At 33.6% G+C, this 25621-nt stretch carries 25 protein-coding genes and 1 pseudogene; 19 read left to right on the top strand and 7 right to left on the bottom strand.

Annotation, left to right across the window (positions count from 1 at the left end; all coding sequences use genetic code 11):
* Nucleotides 1-18 precede the first annotated feature (18 nt).
* The 9 genes and pseudogenes from THC_RS06050 to THC_RS06010 form a co-directional block, all read left to right on the top strand.
* Nucleotides 19-1209 (top strand): argininosuccinate synthase, encoded by a 1191-nt coding sequence (locus THC_RS06050; RefSeq protein ID WP_068514787.1) that lies wholly within the window; start codon nt 19-21, stop codon nt 1207-1209.
* A gap of 30 nt (nt 1210-1239) precedes the next feature.
* On the top strand, nt 1240-1896 hold the full coding sequence (gene fsa, locus THC_RS06045) for a fructose-6-phosphate aldolase (RefSeq protein WP_068514785.1): 657 nt from the start codon (nt 1240-1242) through the stop codon (nt 1894-1896).
* On the top strand, nt 1893-2474 hold the full coding sequence (locus THC_RS06040; RefSeq protein ID WP_068514782.1) for a phosphatase PAP2 family protein: 582 nt from the start codon (nt 1893-1895) through the stop codon (nt 2472-2474). Before fsa ends, THC_RS06040 begins: the two co-directional genes overlap by 4 nt.
* A gap of 71 nt (nt 2475-2545) precedes the next feature.
* Complete coding sequence (locus THC_RS06035; protein WP_148638834.1) at nt 2546-3022, top strand: hypothetical protein; 477 nt, start codon at nt 2546-2548, stop codon at nt 3020-3022.
* Between the two features lie 8 nt (nt 3023-3030).
* On the top strand, nt 3031-4527 hold the full coding sequence (locus THC_RS06030) for an ArnT family glycosyltransferase (RefSeq protein ID WP_068514777.1): 1497 nt from the start codon (nt 3031-3033) through the stop codon (nt 4525-4527).
* Complete coding sequence (gene radA, locus THC_RS06025) at nt 4524-5840, top strand: DNA repair protein RadA (RefSeq protein ID WP_068514774.1); 1317 nt, start codon at nt 4524-4526, stop codon at nt 5838-5840. Before THC_RS06030 ends, radA begins: the two co-directional genes overlap by 4 nt.
* The gene (locus tag THC_RS06020; protein ID WP_068514771.1) at nt 5830-6444 is read left to right on the top strand and encodes a TVP38/TMEM64 family protein; all 615 of its coding nucleotides are present in this window, start codon (nt 5830-5832) and stop codon (nt 6442-6444) included. The genes radA and THC_RS06020 overlap by 11 nt, the downstream gene beginning before the upstream one ends.
* Nucleotides 6445-6483: 39 nt before the next feature.
* Complete coding sequence (locus tag THC_RS06015) at nt 6484-7809, top strand: lipid II flippase MurJ (protein WP_068514768.1); 1326 nt, start codon at nt 6484-6486, stop codon at nt 7807-7809.
* Nucleotides 7810-8153: 344 nt separating this feature from the next.
* A pseudogene (locus THC_RS06010) lies at nt 8154-8438 on the top strand (phosphomethylpyrimidine synthase ThiC); the annotation flags it as partial.
* Here the strand turns inward: THC_RS06010 and THC_RS06005 are convergent.
* Nucleotides 8437-9519 (bottom strand): MraY family glycosyltransferase, encoded by a 1083-nt coding sequence (locus THC_RS06005; RefSeq protein WP_068514762.1) that lies wholly within the window; start codon nt 9517-9519, stop codon nt 8437-8439. The pseudogene THC_RS06010 and the gene THC_RS06005 overlap by 2 nt on opposite strands.
* Nucleotides 9520-10524: 1005 nt before the next feature.
* Here THC_RS06005 and THC_RS09420 point away from each other — a divergent pair.
* The 5 genes from THC_RS09420 to THC_RS05980 all read left to right on the top strand — a co-directional run bounded on the left by THC_RS09420 (nt 10525) and on the right by THC_RS05980 (nt 13352).
* A complete protein-coding gene (locus THC_RS09420) occupies nt 10525-10677 on the top strand; it encodes a hypothetical protein (RefSeq protein ID WP_153303649.1) in 153 nt (50 codons plus the stop codon).
* 91 nt (nt 10678-10768) lie between these two features.
* A complete protein-coding gene (locus THC_RS09615; protein ID WP_231938335.1) occupies nt 10769-11146 on the top strand; it encodes a DUF2281 domain-containing protein in 378 nt (125 codons plus the stop codon).
* A gap of 156 nt (nt 11147-11302) precedes the next feature.
* Nucleotides 11303-11776 carry a hypothetical protein gene (locus THC_RS05990; protein ID WP_068514754.1) on the top strand — a complete coding sequence of 158 codons (474 nt, stop codon included), beginning with the start codon at nt 11303-11305 and terminating at the stop codon, nt 11774-11776.
* A gap of 4 nt (nt 11777-11780) precedes the next feature.
* Nucleotides 11781-12158, top strand: coding sequence for a HEPN domain-containing protein (locus THC_RS05985; RefSeq protein ID WP_148638833.1), 378 nt, complete (start codon nt 11781-11783; stop codon nt 12156-12158).
* 195 nt (nt 12159-12353) lie between these two features.
* The gene (locus THC_RS05980; protein ID WP_068514749.1) at nt 12354-13352 is read left to right on the top strand and encodes a class I SAM-dependent methyltransferase; all 999 of its coding nucleotides are present in this window, start codon (nt 12354-12356) and stop codon (nt 13350-13352) included.
* Between the two features lie 341 nt (nt 13353-13693).
* Here the strand turns inward: THC_RS05980 and THC_RS05975 are convergent, their stop codons facing one another.
* From THC_RS05975 to THC_RS05950, 6 genes are all read right to left on the bottom strand, one after another.
* Nucleotides 13694-14257, bottom strand: coding sequence for an asparagine synthase-related protein (locus THC_RS05975; protein WP_068514746.1), 564 nt, complete (start codon nt 14255-14257; stop codon nt 13694-13696).
* Nucleotides 14254-15432 (bottom strand): asparagine synthase (glutamine-hydrolyzing), encoded by a 1179-nt coding sequence (gene asnB, locus THC_RS05970; protein ID WP_068514742.1) that lies wholly within the window; start codon nt 15430-15432, stop codon nt 14254-14256. Before asnB ends, THC_RS05975 begins: the two co-directional genes overlap by 4 nt.
* Nucleotide 15433: 1 nt before the next feature.
* Nucleotides 15434-17254 (bottom strand): carbamoyltransferase C-terminal domain-containing protein, encoded by a 1821-nt coding sequence (locus tag THC_RS05965; RefSeq protein WP_068514741.1) that lies wholly within the window; start codon nt 17252-17254, stop codon nt 15434-15436.
* On the bottom strand, nt 17193-18446 hold the full coding sequence (locus tag THC_RS05960) for an IS256 family transposase (protein ID WP_068514736.1): 1254 nt from the start codon (nt 18444-18446) through the stop codon (nt 17193-17195). Before THC_RS05960 ends, THC_RS05965 begins: the two co-directional genes overlap by 62 nt.
* Nucleotides 18447-18582: 136 nt before the next feature.
* Entirely contained in the window at nt 18583-19272 is a 690-nt protein-coding gene (locus THC_RS05955; protein WP_068514733.1) for a class I SAM-dependent methyltransferase, read from the bottom strand.
* A 3-nt stretch (nt 19273-19275) separates the two neighbouring features.
* Nucleotides 19276-20220 carry a glycosyltransferase family 4 protein gene (locus THC_RS05950; RefSeq protein ID WP_068514729.1) on the bottom strand — a complete coding sequence of 315 codons (945 nt, stop codon included), beginning with the start codon at nt 20218-20220 and terminating at the stop codon, nt 19276-19278.
* A gap of 816 nt (nt 20221-21036) precedes the next feature.
* Between THC_RS05950 and THC_RS05945 the strand changes: the two genes are divergently transcribed.
* Genes THC_RS05945 through THC_RS05925 form a run of 5 tightly spaced genes read left to right on the top strand, consistent with a single transcriptional unit; the run spans nt 21037 to nt 25621 of the window.
* The gene (locus tag THC_RS05945; RefSeq protein ID WP_082706334.1) at nt 21037-22089 is read left to right on the top strand and encodes a class I SAM-dependent methyltransferase; all 1053 of its coding nucleotides are present in this window, start codon (nt 21037-21039) and stop codon (nt 22087-22089) included.
* Nucleotides 22086-23027, top strand: a complete 942-nt coding sequence (locus THC_RS05940; RefSeq protein WP_068514721.1) for a glycosyltransferase family 2 protein — start codon at nt 22086-22088, stop codon at nt 23025-23027. The genes THC_RS05945 and THC_RS05940 overlap by 4 nt, the downstream gene beginning before the upstream one ends.
* Nucleotides 23024-24220, top strand: a complete 1197-nt coding sequence (locus THC_RS05935; RefSeq protein WP_068514719.1) for a glycosyltransferase — start codon at nt 23024-23026, stop codon at nt 24218-24220. Before THC_RS05940 ends, THC_RS05935 begins: the two co-directional genes overlap by 4 nt.
* Entirely contained in the window at nt 24217-24873 is a 657-nt protein-coding gene (locus tag THC_RS05930) for a class I SAM-dependent methyltransferase (RefSeq protein ID WP_068514716.1), read from the top strand. The genes THC_RS05935 and THC_RS05930 overlap by 4 nt, the downstream gene beginning before the upstream one ends.
* Nucleotides 24866-25621 carry a DUF2334 domain-containing protein gene (locus tag THC_RS05925; protein ID WP_068514713.1) on the top strand — a complete coding sequence of 252 codons (756 nt, stop codon included), beginning with the start codon at nt 24866-24868 and terminating at the stop codon, nt 25619-25621. Before THC_RS05930 ends, THC_RS05925 begins: the two co-directional genes overlap by 8 nt.

Here is a 25621-nt window from a genome sequence, read left to right as displayed (position 1 = left end):
TTCTGAAGGAGGCATCCTTTGAAACCCAAAAAGATTGTGCTTGCCTATTCAGGAGGTCTTGATACTTCAGTTATTTTGAAATGGCTTATTGAAAGGTATCAGTGTCCTGTGATTGCCTTTTCAGCGGATCTTGGGCAGGGGGAGGATTGGGAAGAAGTAAAGAAAAAGGCCCTTTCCATAGGAGCAGAAAAGGTTATTATTCAGGATTTAAAACAGGAATTTGTAAAGGAGTATTGTTTCTTTGCCATAAAGGCCGGAGCAAGATACGAGGACTGGTATCTCATGGGAACTTCTCTTGCCCGTCCCCTTATAGCCAAGGCTCAGGTTGAAGTAGCCTTAAGAGAGGGAGCAGATGCAGTCTCTCATGGGGCAACAGGAAAGGGAAATGATCAGGTCCGCTTTGAGCTCACTTATTCTTCCCTTGCGCCTCATCTTAAGATCATTGCACCATGGAGGGAGTGGGAATTTAAAGGAAGAAGTGATCTCATTGCCTATGCCAAAGAAAAGGGGATCCCTGTTCCTGTAACTCCTGAAAAGCCATACAGTATTGATGCCAATCTCTTTCATATAAGTTATGAAGGGGGGATTCTTGAGGATATCTGGCAGGAACCTCCTGAGGATATGTTTATTCTTACCAATTCTCCTGAGAAGGCTCCAGATAAGCCTGAATACATAGAGATTGATTTTGATAGAGGAGAGCCGGTGGCTATAAATGGAGAAGCCCTATCTCCTGTTGAACTCCTTCAGAAACTTAATTACCTTGGAGGACTCCATGGAGTTGGAAGAGTTGATATGGTGGAAAATCGTTATGTAGGGATAAAATCAAGGGGAATTTATGAAACCCCGGGAGGAACTATTCTTCATATAGCCCACAGAGCTTTAGAACAAATCACCCTTGATAGAGAGGTTATGCGCCTAAAAGATACTCTTATGCCAAAGATCGCAGAACTTATTTATTATGGATACTGGTTTAGCCCTGAATTCCAGGCTTTAAAACACCTGATAGAGGAGACCCAGGAGAGGGTCACAGGAACCGTGCGTTTAAAACTCTATAAAGGAAATGTAATTGTTTGTGGAAGAAAGAGCCCCTTTAGTCTCTACAAAAAAGAGCTTGCAAGCTTTGAAGAGGAAGGAGGTTATAGCCATAAAGATGCAGAAGGTTTTATTCGGTTGAATGCTTTAAGACTTAAAAATCTTGCCACATTTTGAAAAAATCAAAGTTTAAATAGGGGGTAAAAGATGAAAATTTTTGTGGATACTGCAAAGATTGAGGAAATAAGAAAGGTTAAGGAATGGGGAATTCTTGATGGAGTTACCACTAATCCAACCCTTCTTTCTCAAACCGGGAAACCATGGAAAGAAGCAGCCCTTGAAATTTTAAGGGAGATTCCCGATAAACCTGTTTCCCTTGAAGTAATTGCAACAGATGCTGAGGGAATGATTAAGGAAGCACGAGAACTTGCCAAAATGGGTCCCAATGTGGTAATAAAGATTCCCTTTACTACCGAGGGGTTAAAAGCTATAAGGGTTTTAACAGAGGAAGGAATTAAGACCAATGTAACCCTTGTTTTTTCTCCTCTTCAGGCTCTTGTTGCTGGAAAACTTGGAGCTACCTATGTGTCACCCTTCCTTGGAAGAGTTGATGATATTGGCTATGACGGAATGCTTGTCACAGAAGAAATTGTTCATATCTATGAGGTTTATGGAATTGAAACAGAAATTATTGCAGCCAGCATAAGACATGTGGATCATGTAAGAAGATGTGCCCATCTTGGGGTGGATATTGCAACTATTCCCTTTAAGGTGATTGAACAAATGCTTAAACATCCTCTTACTGATATTGGGCTTTCTAAATTTCTTGAAGATGCAAAAAAGGCTGGGATCCAGATTCTTTGATAGACACGATAATTTCCCTTGATATAAAACTTTTTTATATTATTAATGGAGTTCGCACAAGTTATTTAGATAAAATTCTTCCTCTCTTTAGCCAAAAGACTTCCTTATTCCTTTTCTATATTTTCCTTTTTCTTTTAGTTGTCTTTTTATATTCCAGAGAGAGAAAACTGAGTCTCAAAAAGTATCTTTTTTTAATACTTTTTTTTATTCTTGGTTTTGGAATTTCTGATTTTTCCTGCGGGAAAATTTTTAAGCCAATTTTTCAGCGGGAAAGGCCCTTTGCCTGTCTTCCCGGAGTTTATTTTTACACAGAAGACCACTTCAGATTTGTGGAAACCCCCTTAACCTATAAAAAAACTCTGAGTTTTCCCTCCTGTCATGCAGGAAATGCAGGCTTTGGTTCAACCTTTGTGAGTTTTTTGAAACCCTCTTTAAGTCCTCTTACTATTCTCTTTGCACTTCTTGTTGGATATTCTCGAATTTACCTTGGGCATCATTTTCCCTTGGATGTATTTGGAGGATATATTCTTGGGTTTTTGATAGGATTTACTTTCTATTGGGTGTGGAAGCAAATTTAGGGTTTTAAAATTTGTCAAAATTTAAATTGTGGGTATAATTTTAAAAGAGGCTAATTTTTTTGGGGTTTTTTATGCAAACTCAAGCCATAGAAGATACAAGAAAGATTAAGAAGGAGATGGATAAAACTCCTGTAATTGCCTTTGAAGATATTGAAGATATATTTTTTGAGCGTAAAGTAAGAGATAGGGCTCATGCCTATTTTGGGAGATTTTTTCTTAGGGTCAAGGTTATTCCAGGTGAGACCTGGCTTGAGGTTCTTGATGAAGCGGTTTCTCAGGGCATTATTACCTGGGAAGAAAGGAATTATGCCCTTGATTTAGATATGCTTATTAGATGTAGAAAGAAGGAAGAGCCAAGGGAGCTTCTTTTAGCAGTTGAGGCGTCAGTTTCAGCCTATGAGAAGGATGCAGAAAGGGCTTTAAAGAGGGCAGAGATTTTTTCTAAGGCCTATAAGATGGAAACTATTCCTGTTGTTATTGCACAAGAAATCTCTTCTGAGCTTGAGGAAAAATTTCCTCTCGTTGTTTTTATAACTGTGCCAAAGTAGATAAGCCCTTGAGTCAAAAATTCCAGAGAAAATATTTCGTAGATTATCTCTTTAGTATTGGAGGTCTTTTTCTTTTAATCCTTTTCACAGGGAAATTTTTTTATCTTAAGGAGCTTCCCCTTCTTCTTTCTTATGATGAGTCCTATTATTGGGACTGGGCAAGGCATCTTGATTGGGGTTATTACAGTAAGCCTCCTATGGTTGCCTGGCTAATTTATCTTTCCACTAAAGCCTTTGGAATTAGTGAATTTGCGGTAAGGCTTCCTGCCCTCTTATCAATAACTGGAGCCATAACCCTTCTATATGTCTTAACCTTCCGCTACTTTGGAGAATACCTGGCAAGGGCCCACCTTTTCACCTTAAGCTTTGTCCCCATCTTTTTGGTATACAGCTTTGTGATGACCATTGATCCACCCCTTCTTTTTTTCTGGACGCTAAGTCTTTATTTTTTCGTTGAATATTTAAAAAATCCCACCTTTTTAAGAGCTATATTTACAGGTATATCCATGGGCCTTGCCCTACTTACCAAACAAACAGCTCTTGCCCTTCCTGTTTTAACTTTTCTCTATCTCTTTTTCTTTGAAAGAGAAACCCTGAAAAAAAGAGAAACTCTCCTACTCCTTCTCTTACCTTTCATCCTCCTTCTTCCCAATCTTTACTGGAATTTTAAGCACCACTTCACTCTTTTTAAACATACAGAAGAGCACTTTGAAAGAGGGGTGCCTTCTTTTTCTTATTATCTCAAATTTTATGGAGGCCTATTTTTTCTCTTTGGGCCTATATTTTTCTTATATTTTTTGAAATATGGTTTTAAATATTTTAGTATTATTAAATTGAATTTAAAAGGGGCATTTAAAAATCTCTCTTACGCTGAGGCCTTTCAGCTAAAAATTCTCAATTTTTTTTATTTTACTTCCTTTCCGCCCCTTTTAGTTCTTTTAATCCTTTCCCTTTTTAAAGAGTTTAATCCTAACTGGATCATGCCCTTTTTTCTGAGTGGCTATCTCTGGGTGCTTTTCTTTCTCCTACAAAAAAATTTCACAAAATTTCTATATATTTTAAATCTTTTTATAATTCTTGGTGTGTCTCTTATGGTGCTTGCTCTTCCAAGAAAGCCAGATATCTTTGGAAGATCTTCAGCGCTCTTGCTTTATAAATTTTATGGCTGGAAGGATCTTTCTCAATTTGTGGAAAAACATTATCAAGAGGGGATTCCTCTTCTTGCAAGTCATAGAGAAATTGCAAGCTCCCTTGCCTTTTATATGAACTCTCACCCCGAAGTTTATGTGGTAAATCTTGAAAAGAGGCCTGAAAATCAATATCATTTATGGAGAGAGGATGAGGAAATCATTGGAAAAGAGGTTTTATATGTGCAAAAGGGTATTTTTGAACCAGGGGTTTTAAAGGCTCCTTTAAAGCTTGAGGAATTGAGACTGAATTATTATGGAAAGGAGAAATCCTTTTCCCTCTGGAAGGGAATTTATGTAAAGGATTTAGTTAGATGAGTTATCAGTGCCAGAGTTGTGGTTATAAGAGTCTTAAGTGGCTTGGAAGGTGTCCTGAATGTGGGGCCTGGAATAGTTTTCTTGAAGAAAAAGAGGAAAGGGCTTCCAAAAAAAGAGAGACCAAACCTTTCAGGGTTTTAAAGCTTGCCGAGGTATCCTATTTTTCCAAGCCAAGGATTTCAACAGGGCTTTCTGAGTTTGACCTTGTCCTTGGAGGTGGCATTGTTCCAGCCTCTTTGATTTTAATCGGGGGAGATCCAGGTATAGGAAAATCAACCCTTTTAACCCAGATGGCAGGTTATCTCACAGAGCAGGGAAAAAGGGTGCTTTACTTTTCTGCTGAAGAATCTCCAGAACAGGTTAAATTAAGAACTAAAAGGCTTCAAATAGTTGAAGACTTTTATTTTCTCTCCGAAACAGATTTATCCCTTCTCTTTGAAGTTGTTGAGGAGATAAAGCCAGAGGTTATCATCGTTGACTCTATTCAAACGGTATATCTACCTGAGCTTGCTTCTTCACCGGGGAGTGTCTCTCAGGTAAGGGAATGCGCTAATCAGTTGTTAAGGCTTGCAAAGGAGAAAGATATAAGTATTTTTCTTGTGGGACACATTACGAAGGAGGGGGTTATTGCAGGGCCAAAGATTCTTGAGCATCTTGTGGATGTGGTGCTTTATCTTGAGGGAGAGAGGGAAACGGGATTTCGTATTCTCAGGGCCATGAAGAACCGTTTTGGGGCGGTAAATGAGATTGGTGTTTTTGTGATGACAGAGGCTGGGCTTAAATCTCACTCCCAGTATGAAGAGCTCTTTCTTACTGGAAAAGGGGCCCCCTTTTGTATCCTTGAAGGGACAAGACCTCTCATAGTTGAGGTTCAGGCCTTAACCTCTAAAAGTTATTTGAGTTTACCAAGGCGTCAGTCCGTTGGTTATGACCCGATAAGACTAAGCCTTCTTTGTGCCATCCTTGAAAAAAGGCTTGGACTCTCCCTTGGAGATAAGGATGTCTATGTTAAAGTAGCAGGAGGATTAAGGATAACCGATCCTTCAGCAGACCTTGCAATTTCTGTATCTCTCCTTTCAAGTCTCTTTGAGAAGGAGCTTCCTCAAAAAACGCTCTATATAGGGGAGATAGGGCTTTCAGGAGAATTAAGACCTGTAAGAGATTTGACTCTCAGGCTTAAAGAGGCTGAAAAAAAAGGCTTCAAGAAAGCCCTTGTGCCTGACTATGGAAAGATTGAGATCAACTCAAAAACATTTGAAATTTATCCTCTAAAAAGCCTACAAGAGGTTTTGAAACTTCTCTTTGGCCTATAAAAAACTTATGTGGGATAATCTTTTAAATTTCTGGGAAGACCGAACTTTGCTTAGAGATATAATAAAGGAGCATCCCCATCTTGGGCCTTTTCTTTTTGTTCTACTTCAGGCCTTACAGGTTGTTGTTGCTCCCCTTCCAGGAGAGGTAACAGGTTTTATGGCAGGTTTTCTTTTTGGAGCCTTTTGGGGCTTTGTTTTGAGTGTCACTGGAATTTTTCTCGGCTCAGCTCTTGTTTTTCTATTGGTTCGTTCTCTCAGAAAACATTTTCTATCAAGATATGAAGGGCATCCCTTTTATTTAAAAGTAAAAAAACTATTTAAAAAATTTGGTCTTTCTGGAGTTTTTTTTCTCTATCTTTTTCCTGGTTTTCCCAAGGATTTAGTTAATTATCTTATGCCTTTTATGCCTATATCGCTTAAAGCCTTTCTGATTGTTTCTACCCTTGGAAGAGCCCCGGGAACTCTTGCCCTCTCCATTCAGGGAGATGTAGTCTATGGAGGGCACCCTTATAAAATTCTAATAGTCACAGCAACCTTTCTTCTGGCATTCTTTATCTTTATTCTTCTTAGAAAGCGCCTTGAAAACTACCTGAATAATTCTTGATTGTCAAATAGGAATTTTGGAATAGACTTGCAAAGGCAAATGAAAATTTCAAGAATTTTAAATCTTTTAAAAGAGATGTTAAGAAGTTTTTTTTCTACTTCCTCAGAGTCTGTAAAGGAAGCGGTTATTAAATCTTCTTTTATTAATCTTTTGGCAAGAGGTTTTGGATATCTTAAAAATGTTTCTATTGCTATTTTACTTGGTTTTAGTTATGAAACTGATGCCTTTTTTATGGCGGTATCCCTTATCGGGCTTTTTTTAATTTTTGCCGATGTTTTTGATTCCATAGGAGTTCCCAATCTTGTAAGGGCTCGCCTTAAAAGTGAAGAAGAGTTTAAAAGACTTTCAGGGCTTCTTTTAAGCTTCACCTTGATTTTAACCCTGATAGCGGGTTTTTTAGCTCTCATTTTTTATCCTCTTGTGTTAAAGATTCCAAGAGGCTTTAGCGAGGAAGCCCTCTCTTTAACCAAAAAAGCTTATTTTCTTCTTTTGCCCTATCTCCTTCTAAATTTTATTTTTCATCACTTTGGTGCAGTTTTGAGGAGCACAAGGCACTTTACAGCCTATTTTGTAGGAGAAGCCCTTTTTTCTTTTTCAACCTTTCTTTTTATTTCCCTTGGCCTCTTTATCTATCGCTCTTCTCTGGTGTTGCCTATCTCCCTTTCTCTTGCCCAGTTAATTTCCACCATTTACATGCTTTATGTAGGAAGGACCTATATCCATTTTAACTTTTTTGTGGATGCCACTTTTAAAAGAATTTTACAGCACTTTTTTTATCTATCTGCTCTATACGGAGCATTTCACCTGTTTATTCTTGTAGACAGGGCCTTTGCTTCCCTTCTTCAAGAAAAATCAGTTTCAGCTTTAACCTATGGCTTAACTGTGGCAGGAATTCCAAAGGGAATTTTAAAACTTGAACACATGGCTATAACCTCCCTATCTGAAGTTGGGGGTTCTCTTGAAAAGTTAAATTTTTACTTAAAAAAGATTTTTCTTATTACTTTGCCTCTTACTTTAATTTTATTTTTCTTTGCGGATTTATTAGTTTCTCTTTTTTTTGGATATGGTGCTTTTTCAAAAGTAGATATAGTTCTTACAGCTGAGGCAACTCGTTATTATGCCTTAAGTCTTCCCTTAATGTTTATCTGGCCTATTTTATACAGGGTGTTTCAAATAAGGGAGTGGCTAAAGGCAATCTTTTTTATAGCCCTTCTGGGAGTAATGATAAATGGGGCTTTGAATTATCTTTTAGTGATTTATTTTAAGCTTGGATTAAAAGGTATCTGCCTTGGCACTTTTGGAGCCTATATTTTTCTGTGTATATCCGGATATACGTTACTTTCCAGGAAAAGGTCAAAGCTATAAAATTTTATACAAAAATTTAGATTTTTGGAATTTTTTTCAAATAAATTTTTCTTTTTCAATAGAGTTAATAAAGATTGAAAAATTACCCTGAAAACACATTATATTTTTATTTGAGAAGATAAGCTTAAAGTTAAACATGATAGAGTTAAAAGATCAGGAGTAAAGATTAAAAATTGCATATAATTATATCTTTACAGAAAAAATGCTATTAAAAGGGTGAGAGATAGATATAAATGTCAAAGGATATGGGTGCAAACACTCTAAGATCAGATCATTATAAGAAGAAAGAGGACTAAAACCTTTTAGGGGCTTTTGCCTCCTTTAAGCTGAAAAATCTTCTATTACATTCTCACCTTGAGCCCATGTGCATAGGCATAAACTCTGAGGTAAAGGTAAACGCTAACATAGGCAACTCAGGTCTTGCCAGCTACATACCCATAGAGTTAGAGAAGGTTAAAATAGCCATAAAATACGGAGTGGATACCATAATGGACCTCTCAACCGGTGAAGCTATAAAGATAACAAGGGAAGCTATAACAAAGGTTATCACCGTCCCTATAGGCACCGTTCCTATATACGAAGCCCTAAGGGTTGCAGGTAGCATCAAAAACATGTCGGTAAACCTTCTCAGAGTTTTTGCCCTCGCTGGGGAGCTTTAAACACACCTGGCACCTTGAATCTAACTATTCTGAGGTATAGCCAGGTGTAAAAAACCACAAAGGCAAAGCTAAAGAGCATAAGAAGGCTTGTGTTATTCCAAAACAAAACCGCAGGAACCGCACACAGCACCTCCATAAACCACAAAAAGGGAGAGGTGTAAGAGTTTCTCTTTAATGCCTCAGCCCTTTCTCCAATAAAAAACCTAACAATGCGCTTATAGACAAGCATATGAAAGTGAAGTCCGTCTGGCTCCATTGGTGAGGTCCCTCTTAAAAACTTTTTTCTGTATACAGAAAACAAAGTCTCCCAGACAGGGTAAAGCACCAAAAGCAGGGCAAACCAAGGAGAAACATCAGGATGCCTTGAGGTTAGCAAAGCACCCAAAACACTTGCTCCAAAGCCCAAAAGGTATGCACCACCATCTCCCAAAAAGACAAGACCAAAGGGATAGTTCCAAAGCATAAAGCCAAGCACAGCAAAGACAAAGCTCAAACTAAGGTATGTCAAAAAGAGGTCCCCATGAAGAAAGGATACATAAGCATAAGAGCCAAAAACAATTATGGCAACACCACCCAAAAGCCCATTAAAGCCATCTATGATGTTAAAAGCATGAGAAACCCCCGAAAAGGCAAAGGCAGAAAAAATCAAAGAAAAGACCCAATAGGAAAGAAGCTGGTCAAAGAAAGGAAGGTTCACCCTTTTCACACCAGCGTTTAGTAAAAGCACAGCCAAAAGCCCCGACAAAAACCCAGCAACCAACCTCAACTTAGGAGATACCCTTTTTGTTGCATCCTCCAAAATACCCGCAAAAAACACAGGAAGGCAAGTAACAAGAAAAAGGAAGTATTCCCACGCAAAGTCCTTCTTTGCAACCCAAAAGCCAACCCCTGCACCCAAAAGCCCCAAAAACACCCCAAGCCCCCCAGCCCTCGGAGTAGGCTTTTTGTGAAACTTTTGCACCCCCAAGGGCGCATCACTGAAAACTCCAAGCCTTATTATTATCATACATAAGAGAAAGCTTACAAGAAAGACAAGAATTATATATACCACTTTACCACCCCTTTTCTCACATTATAATATAATTCTCTTTAATGCAAGCTATTGTTAAAAAACTCATCCCCTACATTTTACCAAAAGGACCCGAGAATATAAAGCACTCTTTTTTTAGAACTTCATCCTTAAATTTACTTGCAAGGGGTTTGGGTAAATTCAGACAGGGGGCTCTCGCCCTTTGCTAATTCTAATAGGAAACTGGACTGCTTTGCCCATCGTTCTCTCTATAGCACAAGTCATCCCATGCAAGTATATGTTATGCGCAGTATGAAACTCCCTCCACTTTGAGCTTTTCTTACCCTTCCCTTTGTGTTTGTATAGCCTATCATCTACAGGTATTTACAGGGCAAAGAAAGACTTCAGGCTATGACCTTTATTGCCTTTGCAGGTATTTGGGGCTAACCCTTTTGCCAATTATGTGCTTGTGTTTGAGCTTAAGTTAGGTGTTAAAATTCATATCCGACCAAGAAAAAGAAGGGGTGGAAAAGGGTGAAATGTTTATTTTTTACAACCGAAGTAGTAGAATAATTTTCCTAAGTTTCAAAAGATATGGACTTATACGAAATTTGACAAATGATTAAAAGAGGATTAGTATTTTAATTATGGGTATATATTCAGCAGAGATAATGCAGGCTTTGGATGCGCTTGAGCCTTTATTAAGAAAGCTTTTTATAAAGATTTTATTAAAAATTGAGCAGGCAATACCCATTTTGCAAGGCCAAGAGCCTTAAAGATGGCAGAGGAAGAGGGTATTTTGGTTGTTCAAAGCTTTGAATAGTGCCCCTCTGCACTTTTTTGATTATATGGAAGTTTGAGTTAAAGTTATAGAGAGACTTAGAGAGGAAGTAGAGGGAGATAGGAATAAGCAGGAGGTAGAAAAATGGCTGGTTTAGGATTACAGGGGGTATCAGAGCAGGCGATAAAGGATTTGGTTGAGAGGTTTGTATATCGGAGATTTTGAGTGAGAAGATTGGGGAGTATATAAGGGTGAATGAGGCAAAATTGAAGGAGTTATCATTGATAGAGAGGGTGGTTAGGGTGGAGGAAGAGCTTAAGGCATTAAGGGAGTTTGTGGAGAGGCGATTTGAGGCTTTACAGAGAGAGATGGATAGGCGTTTTGAGGCCTTAGAGAGGCGCTTTCAATTTTTTCAGTAAATGGTTTATGGAGGTTTTACACTTATCCTTGGCATGCTTGGTTTAATCTTAAAATATGTTGCAAGATAAAGAAAATATAAAATTGAAGGTTATGGAAAAGATAGTTAAAAATTTGAGCCTTTTTAAAGCAAGTATGTTCATTCGCGAAAACCTGTATCAAAAGGTAGATTATTTAGAAATTAAGGATAGGCTATTTGGGGAGCTTACTGTGGATGAGCTTTATAAAGAGATAACTGGGTTAAGAAAAAAAGGAGGTCTAAAAATGGAATCTTTAATAGAAATGATTAAGAAGCTACCACCAGAGTATGAGCAGGAGGTGTATGATTTTGTCCAATTCTTGTTAGAAAAAAAATATCCTAAACCTAAAAAAGAATTGAAACTCTCATGGCGTGGTGCACTTCAAAATTTAAAAGATAAATATACTTCAGTAGAGCTTCAACATAAAAACTTAGAATTGTTGAGTGACTAATGTATTTAATTGATACTAATATTATCCTTGAATTACTTTTAAATCAAACTAGATCAGATGTTACCCATTCTATGAGCCATATGATAATAAATTGTGCCTTTGTGAAAAAGGAAAAATTTAATAAAATGGGACTTAAAGATTTTAAAGAGAGGTTAGGTGAAAGAAGGAAAGTATAAAAATCCACCCCTATTATTTCAAACCCAAGAGTTTATTAAACATATACAGAGGTTGGGAATGGGTTCTCTACAAAAATTAATGAAATCTATCAAAACTGAAACATCTATTGAAAGAAGAATAGAAAAAAATCTACAAACATTAGAAAAATATGGATTTTATTTAGAACATTTTGAAGACATAAAAGAGTATCTTTTAGATTATTCTGATATGATAGAATTAATTCCTGTTATTGCGAATATAATAAAATCAAATTTCCCGGATAATCAAGTTGTTTTTGATATATACAAAGATCCAGAAATAGATGACAGATATATTGTAATATATGTTCGGTCTAAAAGTTATAATGAACTATTTATGAAAAAACTTGAAGATGTAGAATCAGAATTTTTAGATTACCTTGTTGACAAAAAAGGTTGGATTCAGTTAACAACCGATTTTAAAAAGTTTGAATAAAAAAATGGCTTTTAATTGGCAAGAGTATTTAGAATTAGCAAAAGAACTTGCTGGATTACAAAGATCCGAATATTCAAGAGAATGCGCTTACAGGTCAGCAGTTAGTAGAGCTTACTATTCAGCTTTTTGCTGGTGTCGCAATTATGCTGAAAAACACTCTGGTTTTAAACCAACCGGAGAAGCGAAAGACCATAAGTATTTAAGAGAATATTTACGAAAATTAGGCAAAGATTGGGGAAAAATCGCTTCTAAATTAGATAAGTTAAGAAGATGGAGAAATAAATGCGATTATGATAACGATTTAAATAACATTGACCTTGAAGGTATGGTATATCAAAGTATAGAAATTTCTCAGGAGATTATTGAGAAATGTAAATTATAAAAATAATTCTTTCTGATTATTTTGGAGGGAAAACTCAGCATTAATGTGGATGTTATTCCTGTTGATACGACAAGGGAAGAACTATGTGGAAAAAAGAATTTTTAGTGGTATCTTTTAGCCTAACCAACTCATCGGGAGGGCAGAAGGAGATATGCTTACATTATAAACAAAAAATTGCAGGAGGAGGGCTAAAGAATGATTTTAAGATGTCCAGTATGTGGAAAGGAAGCTTCTAACGGGGCTTTTAAAAAAACTTATGTTTCAGATTGGAACAAAAAGGAGTATAAGCTTTATCATTGTGAAGGGTGTGACCTTGAGTGGTGGGAGCCTTTAAAGATTGAAAAAGAGTTTTATGAGGAGGAAGGGGATGAGGCTTATACAATATTTCACTTAGGAATAGGGGAGAGTTTGGGAGAAGATTATAAAGCTTTTTTCAAACACATTCCTTTAAAATCTGGGAGGCTACTTGATGTAGGCTGTGGAGATGGAAGGTTTTTGAAGAGAGCGCAAGAAATGGGCTTTGAAGTCTGGGGGATAGACTTTGATAGGAAAAGTGTTGAAGTTTGTAGAGAAAAAAGAGGACTTAAAAATGTCTATGCTATGAGTTTAGAGGAATTTGTAAATTTTGCCGAAAAGGAAGGGCTAAAATTTGATGTAATAACCTTTTTCGCGGTGCTTGAGCATCAGGACAAGCCAAAGGAGTTTTTGGAAAATGTAAAAAGGCTTTTAAAACCCGGTGGGTTCATTGCAGGAGACGTGCCAAATAGAGAAAGGTTAATACTATGGGAAAGAGAAAACTCAGACTTTCCTCCTCATCACTTTTTGTGGTTTAATAAAAAGGCACTTTATCAGGCTTTGGAACTTACAGGATTTTCATCAATAAAGGTTATAAGAGTAAAACATGAATTGAAGACTATACCTGCATATCTTGAGGGTGTATTATTAGGTGGTATAGGGCTTAGGCTTAAAAAGACTCTTAAAAAGTCCGTAGTAAAGGATGAAAAACTTGCAAGTTTAGGAGTTGAAGATTTAAAAAAGGTAAATCCAGATAAAAAACTTTACTTTTTATCTTTACTTCGCAAGGCAAGGGATGTTTTCTTTTTCTTGCCTGCGGTGGCTTATTGGTTTTTTGTGCCTCAAGACAAGGGTCTTTTTTATACTTTCAAGCGAGGTTTCAAAAATGAATTCTCATAAAAATAGATTGATTATTCATAGACTTAGCATGAAAGTCATCATATTTGCGGGAGTTTTATATTTACAGAGAAAGTAGTTGAGCGATTTAATAAAGAATTTAAAGAGGAGTGTAAAGATTATGAAAGTTTTTGCATGTTAGGTCTCGATTGACAGAGTTGTTTATTTAGTAGTTAAGGAGAGAGAAGTATATAAGTAAGAGACTAAAAAATTTTGAGATGATAATAGAAGAGATAAGGGAGTACAGGAATGCAAGACATGGAAAGAAGGAAAATAAAATTTTTATAAAAGTAAAAATTTTTATACATAAAATTATTGACACTATGTTTAATAACAAAAACAAATCATTTTAGGATATTATTAGCAAATTTCTTATTTAGATCAATTTCAAATATATCAGAAAATGTTTTAAGGCTCCATAAACGAAAATTTTTTTCTGTAGCAAAGTTTTTATCATACTTGATATAAAATCCAAAGCCTACTTTTTTAAGAAATAGAATATCATTAATTTCGGAATCTTCAAAAGCTTTTTTTAAAATCCATTTATTATATTTACCCGTCTTATCAAAAAGTTTTTTAATTTTAAATTTAGGATGAATAGAGAAAGCTAACTCAACTAAGTTATGATTTAAGAACGGAGATCTTACTTCTACAGAGTTTTTCATTCCTGCAATATCTGCGACCATTGTGATGCTATGAGCATTTTCGCTAATTAAAGCCCAAAAATTCGAAAAGTCAATTAATAATCTTTTATTGAAATTTGATAAAAGAGGTTCAAATTCGTCAAAAATAGAATTGACTAATTTCTTATCATATGGGTATTTATTTTTAAAACTCATAAATTTATATTTCAAAATTTTTAATTTTCTATTATCTAATAAATTTAGAAAATTAAGAATTTTCATCATATACGAAAATAATAAAGTTTTAGGATGCGAGGTATAACCATAAAAATTTCATCTCCGCCATTACCTGTTATAACGACCTTTATGCCTTCATTTCTGATGTTTTTATAAAGTATATCTGAATAAGCAAATTGAAATAGGCATAGAGGTTCGCCATAAATTGATATTATATCTCTTAAACTTTTCAAAACATCACCTTCTTTAAAATAAAATATTTTTAATGGAATTTTCAATTTGTTGGCGACCAACCTTGCTCTTTGAATTTCTTCGTCGTTTTCATCTCGACCATAAGTAAAAGCTATTATATCTTTGTTTAGAATTTTTTTTAAAATAAAACTAATAATAGAAGAATCAACACCGCCAGATAATAAAACTGCTAAAGGAACATCTGATACTGTCGTTAATTCGACTGCTTCTATTAAACTTTGTTTAACCATTTTACAGATTTTAGATTCTGGATAATTTAAATATTCTTTGCTAATTTTCGGCTGATAATAAAAATTATTTTCTTGAATTTTATTGTCTTTAATTAATAGATATTTAGCGGGCTCTAATTTTTTAATCCCTTTCCAAATAGAATAAGGCTCAGGTATATGTCGATATGTTCCTAAATAATATAAACTTAAAATATCATTATCAATATCTGGCTGACTATTATAAATTTCTCTAAGAGTTCTTAAAATAACCGGTATTTCTGAAGCAATTATCAATTTTTGGTCATCAATGTAGTAAATAAGCGGTTTTTCGCCTATTCTATCTCTAGCACAAAATATTTCTTTTGAATTTTTATTATAAATACAAAAAGCAAACATCCCCGTAAATAAATCAAGGCAATCTTTACCGAAATGTTTATAAGCTTCTAAGATTACTTCCGTATCAGATTCAGTAAAAAATTTACTACCCCTTTTAGTTAGTTCCTGTTTAATTTTTTTAAAATTATAAATTTCGCCATTAAAAGTTATAACCAGATTTTCTTTAATCATTGGCTGATTTGATCTTTCATCTAGGTCAATAATAGCTAATCGATAATGAGATATAAAAACTTGTCTGTCTTCAGACAAAAAGAAGCCTTCTGCGTCTGGTCCACGGTGTCTCAATTTTGTGGTTATTAATTTAAGCTTTGATATTTCAATATCACTCAATGGTTTTTTAGAAGATAAAAGAAAAATGCCGCACATTTTATTTCTTGGATATTAAATAATTACCAACGGCTGCGTATTTTAATTTACTATTTTCAAGCGTAAATAATAATTGATCTAAAGTTGCCACTAATGGATATCCATGTAAATTTAACGACGTATTTAAGACCCCGCCAATTCCCGTAATTTCTTTAAAATATTTTATAAGCCGCCAGTAGTCTGGATTTTGCGATCTATATACTATTTGAGGTCTTAATGTTTTATCAGCTTGGTGCATCGCAGCTTTTAGATGTTGTTGTGCCAATTCTGTTGAGTCAAAGGCAACAATCATATAAGGTGCTTTTATTTTTTTAGGATTTATAATATATTTATTTTCGTCTTCATCTAAAATTGAGGGGGCAAATGGCATCCAAAAATCTCTTTGTTTAATAGTATCATTGACTTCATAAAAGCTTTTAAGATCACTAGGATTTGCCAGTATTGATCTATTACCAAGTGCTCTTGCTCCCCATTCAGCTCTTCCTTTAAATCTTGCTACTATTTTGAATTCTGACAATAATGTTGCTACTTTTTTTTCTATATCATCATAGTATTCAATATTATATTTTTGGTGTAGTTTGTTTTTATCAAAATAGAGTTTAATTTCTTCATCTGAATATTCAGGACCTAAATATAAATCTTTTAATGGTTCAGGGTCGTTATCTGTTTTTGTTTTATAAACATAAAAACAAGCGCCAAAGGGATTACTTTCATCTCCACAAGATGGCATAAAATAACAACCTTCAATCTCTTCCATCTCCATTATTTTTTTATTTAGTTTTACGTTCATAAAAACTCCACCACCTAAATATATATTTTTAATTCCTGTAATTTTAATAGCATTTTTAATCCATTGAATAACTAATTCTTCTAACCATAATTGTAATCCTCCAGCAATATTATCAAATCGCATTCCTAATAATTTATCTTTAAAGTAATACATTAAACGATTTGTTGGTATAGAAGATTTAAAAGTTAAACCGTCTTTATCTATCCAAAGCAAGGGTTTAAAAATTTTATCGCAAATCTCTCGTGAAATTTCATATTTAGAATAAGGTGATAAACCCATAACTTTGTATTCATGTTCAAGTGGTTTCATTCCTAAAAATCTTGTAATTTCTGAATAAACATAACCAGGAGAGTATAGCCATGGGGTAGATGCTATTCTTTCTATTTTCTTATTTTTTTCATTATATATACTTACAGTGGAGCATGAATAATCACCACTACCATCGAGGGTTAAAATTAAAGCCGGTTTTTTACGGTCTAAACAACTATAATATGCAGAATAGGCATGGCATGTATGGTGTCTAACAAAAATTATTCTATTTTCAATAGATTCAATTTTTAAATTTAAAACTTTTGATAATTGTTCTAATAGGCTTTGTTTTGTTTTCTTATTGATAAGATTATTTTTTAAGAATAAGTATTTCCAGTATAAATTAGGAAAAGTAGTAGCCATCAAATATTTGACATAATCTTTATAATTTTTTTTATTAAAAGAACTTACTGATGTAGTATTGTTATCAATGTATAGCTGATTAGGAAAAATAAACTTACCACAAATAGCAATATAGTTTATTTCTTCAGGAGTTATACCGCTTTCATTGAAAAACCATTCAATTGCCTCCTTGGGAAAATTACTTGAAATTTTTTTATTATCAAATTTCTCTTGGCTGACTGCATGAGTAATCTTCCCGTCTTGTAAAATAGCTACAGTTGAATTATGACCTAATTGTATGCCTAAAATTTTCATAGTGTCAACTTTTTTGTGTATAAAATTCTTTTTCATTTGTAATAATTTTAATCTCTCCACTCCCATATCTTGCCCTCCTTTCCCCCCTTAGCTCCTCTATTATCCTCTCAAAATTTTTTAGTCTCCTACTCCTATACTTCTCATTCATCTCCTCAACTACTAAATAAACAATCTTATCAACTGAACCCTCACTCGGAAATACTTCTATAACCTTTACTCTCCTCTTCACTTCCTTAATAAATCTCTCAAGGGCATTCGTGGTATATATAAATCTCCTCAAAGGATAAGGATACTTCAAATAAACCATAAGTTTGTCCAAATCCCTCTCCCATGACCTTATTATATCAGGATAAATTCTTTCCCATTTCCTCTTAAATCTCTCAAATCCAAGCTTCCACTCTCTCTCATCGTGCCTTTCATATATCTCCTTCAAATCTTCTGCAACTGCAGCTCTCTCTCGTTTCCTTACTCTATTCAAAGTATTTCGGATCTTATGCAACACACAGCTCTGAAAATCTGCAAGAGGATAGATAAGTTTTACAGCTTCTTCAAGCCCAGGAAGGTTATCTCCTACCACTAAAAGGGGTTCTTTTAGTCCTCTTTTATAAAGTTCTTTAAATATCTCTTTCCAATTAAGTGCACTCTCTCCACTTCCTCCAGGTATCCAATATCCTAAAATCTCCTTATGTCCATCCTCACTTAATCCAGCAACAAAATAAACTACTTCATTCTCTGTCACACCTCCACGCCTGACTTTTAAATAAGTCCCATCAACATATAATACAGGATACCACTTTGTTATAGGAGCATTTTTAAATTCCTCTATCTTTTTAGTCACAACTGATGTAATACGAGATATAGAAGTGGGAGAATATTTAACCCCGTAAATTTTTTCTAAGGTGTTAGCAACATCTCTCGTAGAACACCCACCAGCATACATGTAATAAATCAGCTCATCTAAATATAAGAATTCTCTTGAATAAGGCTCAAAAATAGCGGTCTTAAAATTTTTCTTCCTTGTTCTTGCCACCCTAAGATTTTTTATCTCTCCAAAAGGTGTTTTTAAACTCCGTAAGAAATATCCATTCCCCACATCATCCATTTCTTCACAAAAAATTCTTCTTTCTTCCAAAATCAAAGTTTCAAGAAGGTTTTTAATCATATTTTTAATTTCCTTAAATAAGAGGTTTTCAAGTATTTTCTTTTTCTCAGGATGTTGTATAATAATTTTAAGGTTCTCATAGAGCGGATCCTTCATTTTCGCCCTCCTAGTTAGTTTTTGGGTAGAGGCTAGGAGGGGATTTTACCAAATTTTTTTAAATTCAACCCAGGTTACTGACTCAAATTTAAACCTCCCCAATCTATACACAAAATTTATAATACTACCAAAATTTTCATTTTTTAGCAATAATTATTTGATTATAACCTAATAAAGCGCTTTTAAAGTTAGTAGCTATAAATATATATTTATCATATATTTCTAAATAACGAGTTCTATATTTTTTAATTAAAGGGAAAAATATATTTAATAAACCAAGAGAGGTAAATTGAGGAACCACTTTAAAACCATTATCCATAAATATTTTTTTAAATCTTTTTAAGTTCCAAAAATTCACATGGTCCGCTGTATGAAAATCTTCAGGGCACATACCAAATAAAAATTTTAATCTAAATGGTAACCAACTTATATTAGGAGTGGAGGCAAAAAGCAGTCCTTCATTTTTTAAAACCCTTTTTATTTCAATAAGTGCTTCGTTAAAGTTTTTTAAATGCTCTAAAACCGCAAAACATATTACCGCATCAAAAAAATTATCTTCAACCGGTATTTTCTCTTTTTCTAGGTCTAATTTAAATTTAGCTTTAATTTTGTTATTTAATTTATCTAAACATTCTTCTGAAATATATAGACAATATACCTCATATTTTTCTATCAACCAATTAGATATTTCACCATTACCAACCCCTATCTCTAAAATTTTTGAACCAGCTTCTAATTTTGGTATCAAAAATTTATCGAGACAATAATAAGCTTCCACCGAAGGTTGAAGTTTAGAAAAATTTTCATATAAGTTGTCTTTTTTCATTTTTTATGAAAATATCTTTTTAAAATTTTCTAACCAAATTTCTTTACTAAATTTATTTTCATATAATTCAATACTTCCTTGTTGCCAATTTTTGTATTCCTCCGCACCTATTTCTATGGCTTTAGCTATTTCTAAGCTAAAAGAATCATAAAATTTATTCTCTAAAAAATTTTTAGTAAATTCATTAATTCTGTATACTGTATTATTAACAAATTCAAAGCCATTATAATTATCAGGTTTTAAAAAGGGATGACTTAGCAAAATTCCATTTTTATTACTTTCAACCATTTCATGTGTGGCATAGACATTAGTAATAATTATTCCGCACCCCGAGGACAATGCTTCTAAAATTACGATCGGAAAAGATTCATAAAATGTTGGTAAAATTAAAATGTCGGTTGTAGTCAATAAATGATTAATAAGGTCTTGGCGGTTAATCGGTGTATTTATTATTATTCTATCGTCATTTACTTCTTTTCTAATCTCCTTTGGCACTTGCGAAAAAATAAATAATTTTAAATTTTTATTTTTAATAGAGCTAAAAGCTTTTAATAATTCTGGACCACCATTTAATCGGAAATCAAATCCGGCAAAAGTAAAATTAATTGTCTTTTTATTTATATCTTTTTTCTTTTTTAGATAGTTTCTTTCTACAAATGGATAAACAATAAAACATTTATGTCTGTATTGCTCTCCTATTTCATACAAAAAATGTTCCATTGATGTTTGCGACATAAATGTTAATTTATAAGCTTTATTAAAAAATTTTTTAAACAGACTTTTATAAATTCCAAATGCTTTCTTATTATAAAAGGTCACAACATAAGGGTTGTCAAACTCTATTATAAAATTTTTTTTAGTCAAAATTGGTATATACCCCCAAGTATAAATAAAATCTGCTTCATTACTTTCTTTTTTAGGTAGTAAGCGAAAATTAATTAATGGCAATTTTGATACAATTAAAGATTTTATTCTTCCCTTATATGAAGTATGAAATTTAAAAACATTAACAGAACTTTGTTTTTTCTCATCAGATGGTATTATTACTGAATAATTTTCATTTAAATAAGTTTTAACAGCTTTTATAGTATCCCATTGCCTTTCTCTAAAATGTGATTTTATATAAAAAAAATCTTAGGCATAATTTACATATTTTTTAATACAATTTTATTTTATCCAATAAATAATAATCAATATATATAAAGAATAAGAAATTTCAATTGTTTTTCTAATAATGTATTTTCTACTATCCTTCCCATCTTTAAGGATGTCCTAATATAAACGATGTTCAAGTAGAATACCCAAAAATTATAAGATGTAAATATTTTGTGAAAAAAATAACATTATAGGGCTCACTTAGCGTCATTGTCTTAGCTGAATAATTTTACAAATCTAAAAGGTTAGAGCCCTTTTTCCTTCCTTAGCAGTTGGAGCCTCTTTTATTGATCTGCAGAGATGATATATTTCTTGAGTATTTTAAATATTTAGAATTAATTCCTGTTGCAATAAATAGCTGAAGAGTATCTTTAGTGATGGGAATATTTAGTTTTTTCACAATGGTTTTAATTTTAACTCTTTTTGCAAAAGAAAATTTAAGATACTTTCAATGAGTAGCGTAAGGCTTGGATGATTGCCTTATTTTGCTTAAGTCCAAAGTCTCCTATGCTTTAAAGAGATAGTAAAGAGGAAGAGACTACCAGAAATGTGACAATTTAGAAAGTAAATAAGTCTGACTATTCAAAATTAACACCATAAGGTAAAATAATGGGATTGTTTTTTCACCGGGGTGGTGTTATTATAATAACGATGATGCCGGAAATAATAGTATGCCCCGTGTGTTCTACCAAAGTAGGCTCACAAAGCTACCTCCAAAGATATATATCAGATTGGAATAAAAAGGAGTATAAGCTTTATCATTGTGAAGGGTGTGAGCTTGAGTGGTGGGAGCCTTTAAAGATTGAAAAAGAGTTTTACGAGGAGGAAGGGAGTGAAAGTTATACGGTCTTTCACTTAGGAATAGCAGAAACTCTGGGAGAAAATCATAAGGCTTTCTTCAAATATTTTCCTTTAAAATCTGGGAGGCTTCTTGATTTAGGCTGTGGAGACGGAAGGTTTTTGAAGAGAGCTCAAGAAATGGGCTTTGAAGTCTGGGGGATAGACTTTGATAGGAAAAGTGTTGAAGTTTGTAGAGAAAAAAGGGGACTTAAAAATGTCTATGCTATGAGTTTAGAGGAATTTGTGGATTTTGCCGAAAAAGAGGGGCTAAAATTTGATGTAATAACCTTTTTTGAGGTGCTTGAACATCAAGACAAGCCAAGGGAGTTTCTGGAAAATGTAAAAAGGCTTTTAAAACCCGGTGGCTATATTGCAGGAAGCGTGCCAAATAGAAGATTGTTAAGTTTTGTGAAAAAATCTTTAAATTACTCTATGGGCAATTTTCCCCCACATCATTTTTTGTGGTTTGATGAATATACTTTAAAAAGATGCCTTAATTTTTGCGGTTTTGAGGTCAAATTAATAATAGAACTTCAAATATCTAATCTGTTTAGAAGACTGTTTGAGAATTCAGCAAGATTAGAATATGCTTTACTTGGCGTGAAGGGAGTTTATCTTAGAAGAAATGTGAAGAAAAAAATACTTTCAAACAAAAATTTTTATAATACATCAAATTTTAGAAAAATATTTTTTAAAATTCTAAAAATTACCAGAAATATATCTTTTTTAATAACTACTTTTTTACTTATGCCTGTAATTACTGGTACAAATTTATACTTTCAAGCTCAATTACCCTCTGAATTTATAACTGAAAAACCATGAAAAAAGTTTCCATAATAGTTCCAACAATTGGTAGATCTTCGCTAAAAGACACTCTGAAAAGTCTTTTAGCACAAACTTATAAAAATCTTGAAATAATAGTTACAGATGATACAAAAGAAGGCAAAGCATGCGAAATTGTTAAAGAATTTCCTATGGATAAAATAAAATATGTAAAGAATGAAAAATATATGCATGGTCCTACAGGAAATAAAAATAATGGCTTAGATCATGTTACAGGAGAATATTTTACTTTTGTTGACGATGATGACCAACTTCTTCCAGAAGCTATAGAAACACTCATAATGTATGCAGAGGAAAGAAATTATCCTATAGTGATGGCTAATTGCCTTGATTCCAAAACTGGTAAATTTAAAGGTTTGTCTTATGGAAAAGATATGGAGTGGACTTACGAAGATTTCTTAAGGGGATACTTAGATGGTGATTACTTTTTAATTGTGGCTACTTATCTTTTGAATAACGAGAGGTTTAAAGACGATACATGGGGAGCTGAGCTTTTACTCTGGTGGAAAATTTTTAAGAAAATTAAAAAAGGATATTATATTGATAAAGCTTTAATGATATGCAATACAGTTTCTTCAGGAAGAGTAACTATCCAAATGGAGAGATATCCTGAGAGACAGGTATTAAATTACTATTACACTATTCTTGAGTTTGGAGAAGATTTATTGAAAATAAATCAAAAGCAATATGTGAGATATATTTTAAGAGGAATGTATTTTGCTAAACTTGGTTGTGATACTGATAAACTCAAATTTTTCAAAGAGTCATTAAAAAGTGTTAACCATAAAACACTAAAAGTATTTTCTTATCTTTATTACTTATTTGTTAAGATGGTTCCAAGAAAAATTCTTCTTAAGGCAAACCTGTATCTTTATAAAACCTGTATTCCCTTAATTAAAAATTGGTTTAAAAAATGAGTTCTTATCTTCTTCTCAATTCTCTTTCGGGTGGTGGTGCAGAACGGGTTACAGTGAATCTGTTTAAAGCCTTAAACTTTAAAAAATTTTTCCTTCTGGAAAAGGAAGTGAAGTATGAAATTCCAGAAGAAAAAATTGAATATCTCTCCAATCATACTACCAAAACAAGCTCCATCCATAAAACCCTTTTTATACCTGTATATGCTTTAAGACTTTCAAAAAAGTTAAAGGCTCAAGATATTGTTCTTTCCATGCTTGAAAGGGCAAATTATGTAAATATAGTTGCCTCCTTTTTGTCAAAGCATAAATCTATAATTTCTATCCGTATGTCGCAAAGGTATGGAAGACCTTCTTGGCACCCTTATAATTTTTTTAATAAACTACTCTATCCTAAAGCAGACCTTATTATTACAGTTTCAAAATCTATAAAAGCAGAGCTTGAAAAGTTTTATGGATTGCCAGGGGAGAAAATAAAAGTAATCTATAATCCAGTCTATTTCAACGAAATACAGGAGAAAAAGGAAGCCTTATTAAATGAATATGAGCCGATATTTAATAATCCTGTTTTAATAACTGCAGGAAGGCTGACCAAGCAAAAAGGTCAATGGTATTTGATTAGAATCTTTAAGGCTTTGAAGAAGGATTTTCCAAACTTAAAGCTTGTAATACTTGGAGAAGGAGAGCTAAAAGGTTATCTTGTCAAACTCTCTCAAAACCTTGGGCTAAAAACCTTTGTATGGGACGAAGGCAGGCTTTCAGAGGATTTTGACCTTTACTTGCTTGGCTTTCAGAAAAATCCATTCAAGTTTATAGCAAGGTCTGAGCTTTTTGTCTTTCCAAGCCTTTGGGAGGGCTTTCCTAATGCCCTTGTTGAGGCTATGGCGTGCGGGGTGCCTGTAATTTCTTCTGATTGCAGGTCTGGTCCAAGGGAGATTCTTGCACCAGAGACAGACTTTGAACAGCAGACCAAAGAGCCTGAGTTTGCAAGCTATGGAGTGCTTATGCCTCCTTTTGAGGTAAAATATAAAGAAGCAAACGAGCCTCTTGAGGAGAGAGAGCTTATGTGGGTTGAGGTGATAAAGAGATTTTTGAAAGATGAGGAATTAAGAAGAGGCTATGCCCAAAGAGCTGTTGAAAGAGCTAAAGAGTTTGATATTGAAAGAATTGTAGAAGAGTGGAGAAAGATAATATGATAATGAAAATTACACAAAAAATGAGAAAAAAATATAAGCTTCTTGGACTTAAAGGGATTATTCTGTGTGTTTTGTATACGGGAGGTTTAATTATTCTTAATAAATTTTTAAAATTTGATAGGTGGCATATCAAAGGAAATTATTATTGCAGAACTTATAAAAGAAAAGCTGTAGAGCTTGCTAATTCCTTGAAGCCTGAAGTTGTAGTTGATGTAGGTTGTGGTCTTGGAGAAATTATAGGAAAAGTGCATGCTAAGGTTAAGTATGGAATGGATATTGATAAAAATGCTTTGATTATAGCAAGGTTGTTACATAGAGATACAAAATTTGTAGTAGGTAGTTTTGAGAAGGTTATTCGATTACCAATTTACAAAATAGATTTAATAATTATGTTAAATTTTTTGCATGGTTTGGAAGTAAGTAATTGGATATCAAGCTTGAGAGAAATTATAGAAAAAAAGGCTGTAAGATATATATTAATAGACAACTATACACCAGAGTATATATCAAAATTAGCACCTGAAGAAAAAGATAAGGTCTACATACACAACTTAGAAGAATACTTTAATAACTTAAAAACGGTTAAGGTAATTGATGATGGTGGTGAGCAAGCAAGGTTTTTAATCTTATATGAGGTAATGAACAATGGCTAAATATTTGCTTAGGCTTGATGATGCCTGCCGGTTTATGAATTTACAAAGCTGGCTAAAATTGGAAGAGCTTTTTGATAATTATAACATTAAACCAATCGTAGCGATTATACCAAGATGTAAAGATGAAACCCTAATATTTCAGAAGGATTTAAGTGAAAGCGGTTTTTGGGAGATAGTTAATAGATGGGCAGGCAAGGGTTGGACAATAGCTTTACATGGTTTTGAACATATTTATGTAGAAAGAATGGGCTGGAGTTATGTGCCTATGTGGAAGAAAACCGAATTTGCTGGATTACCTATTGAAGTTCAGGCTAAAAAAATAAAAGAGGGGTATAAAATCTTTCTGGATAACGGTATAAAACCTACAGTCTGGGTTGCACCAGCTCATACCTTTGATAAAAATACTTTAAAAGTCTTATATGAGGAAACAGATATAAGAATAGTTTCTGATTGCTTTGCTTTTGATGTTTTTTATGAAGAAAATATGTATTTTATACCTCAGCAATTATGGAAATTCAGAAAAATGCCTTTTGGACTTTGGACTATATGTCTACATCCTAACAATATGAACCGTAAAGAGATTGATGTCATAGAGAAGATTATAAAAACCTATAGATTATACTTCATTTCCTTACAAGAAGTGAAACTAAGAAAAAGAGAATGGAGTTTAGTGGAGAAATTTTTAAACTTTAATATATGGTTCAATGTTTTGCCAAAAGTAAAAAGTTTCATAAAGAAAGGTCATTAA

Source organism: Caldimicrobium thiodismutans, from assembly GCF_001548275.1.
GTDB lineage: Bacteria > Desulfobacterota > Thermodesulfobacteria > Thermodesulfobacteriales > Thermodesulfobacteriaceae > Caldimicrobium > Caldimicrobium thiodismutans.
Note: the sequence above shows the minus strand (reverse complement) of the source record. Positions and strands in the feature narration are given on the sequence as shown.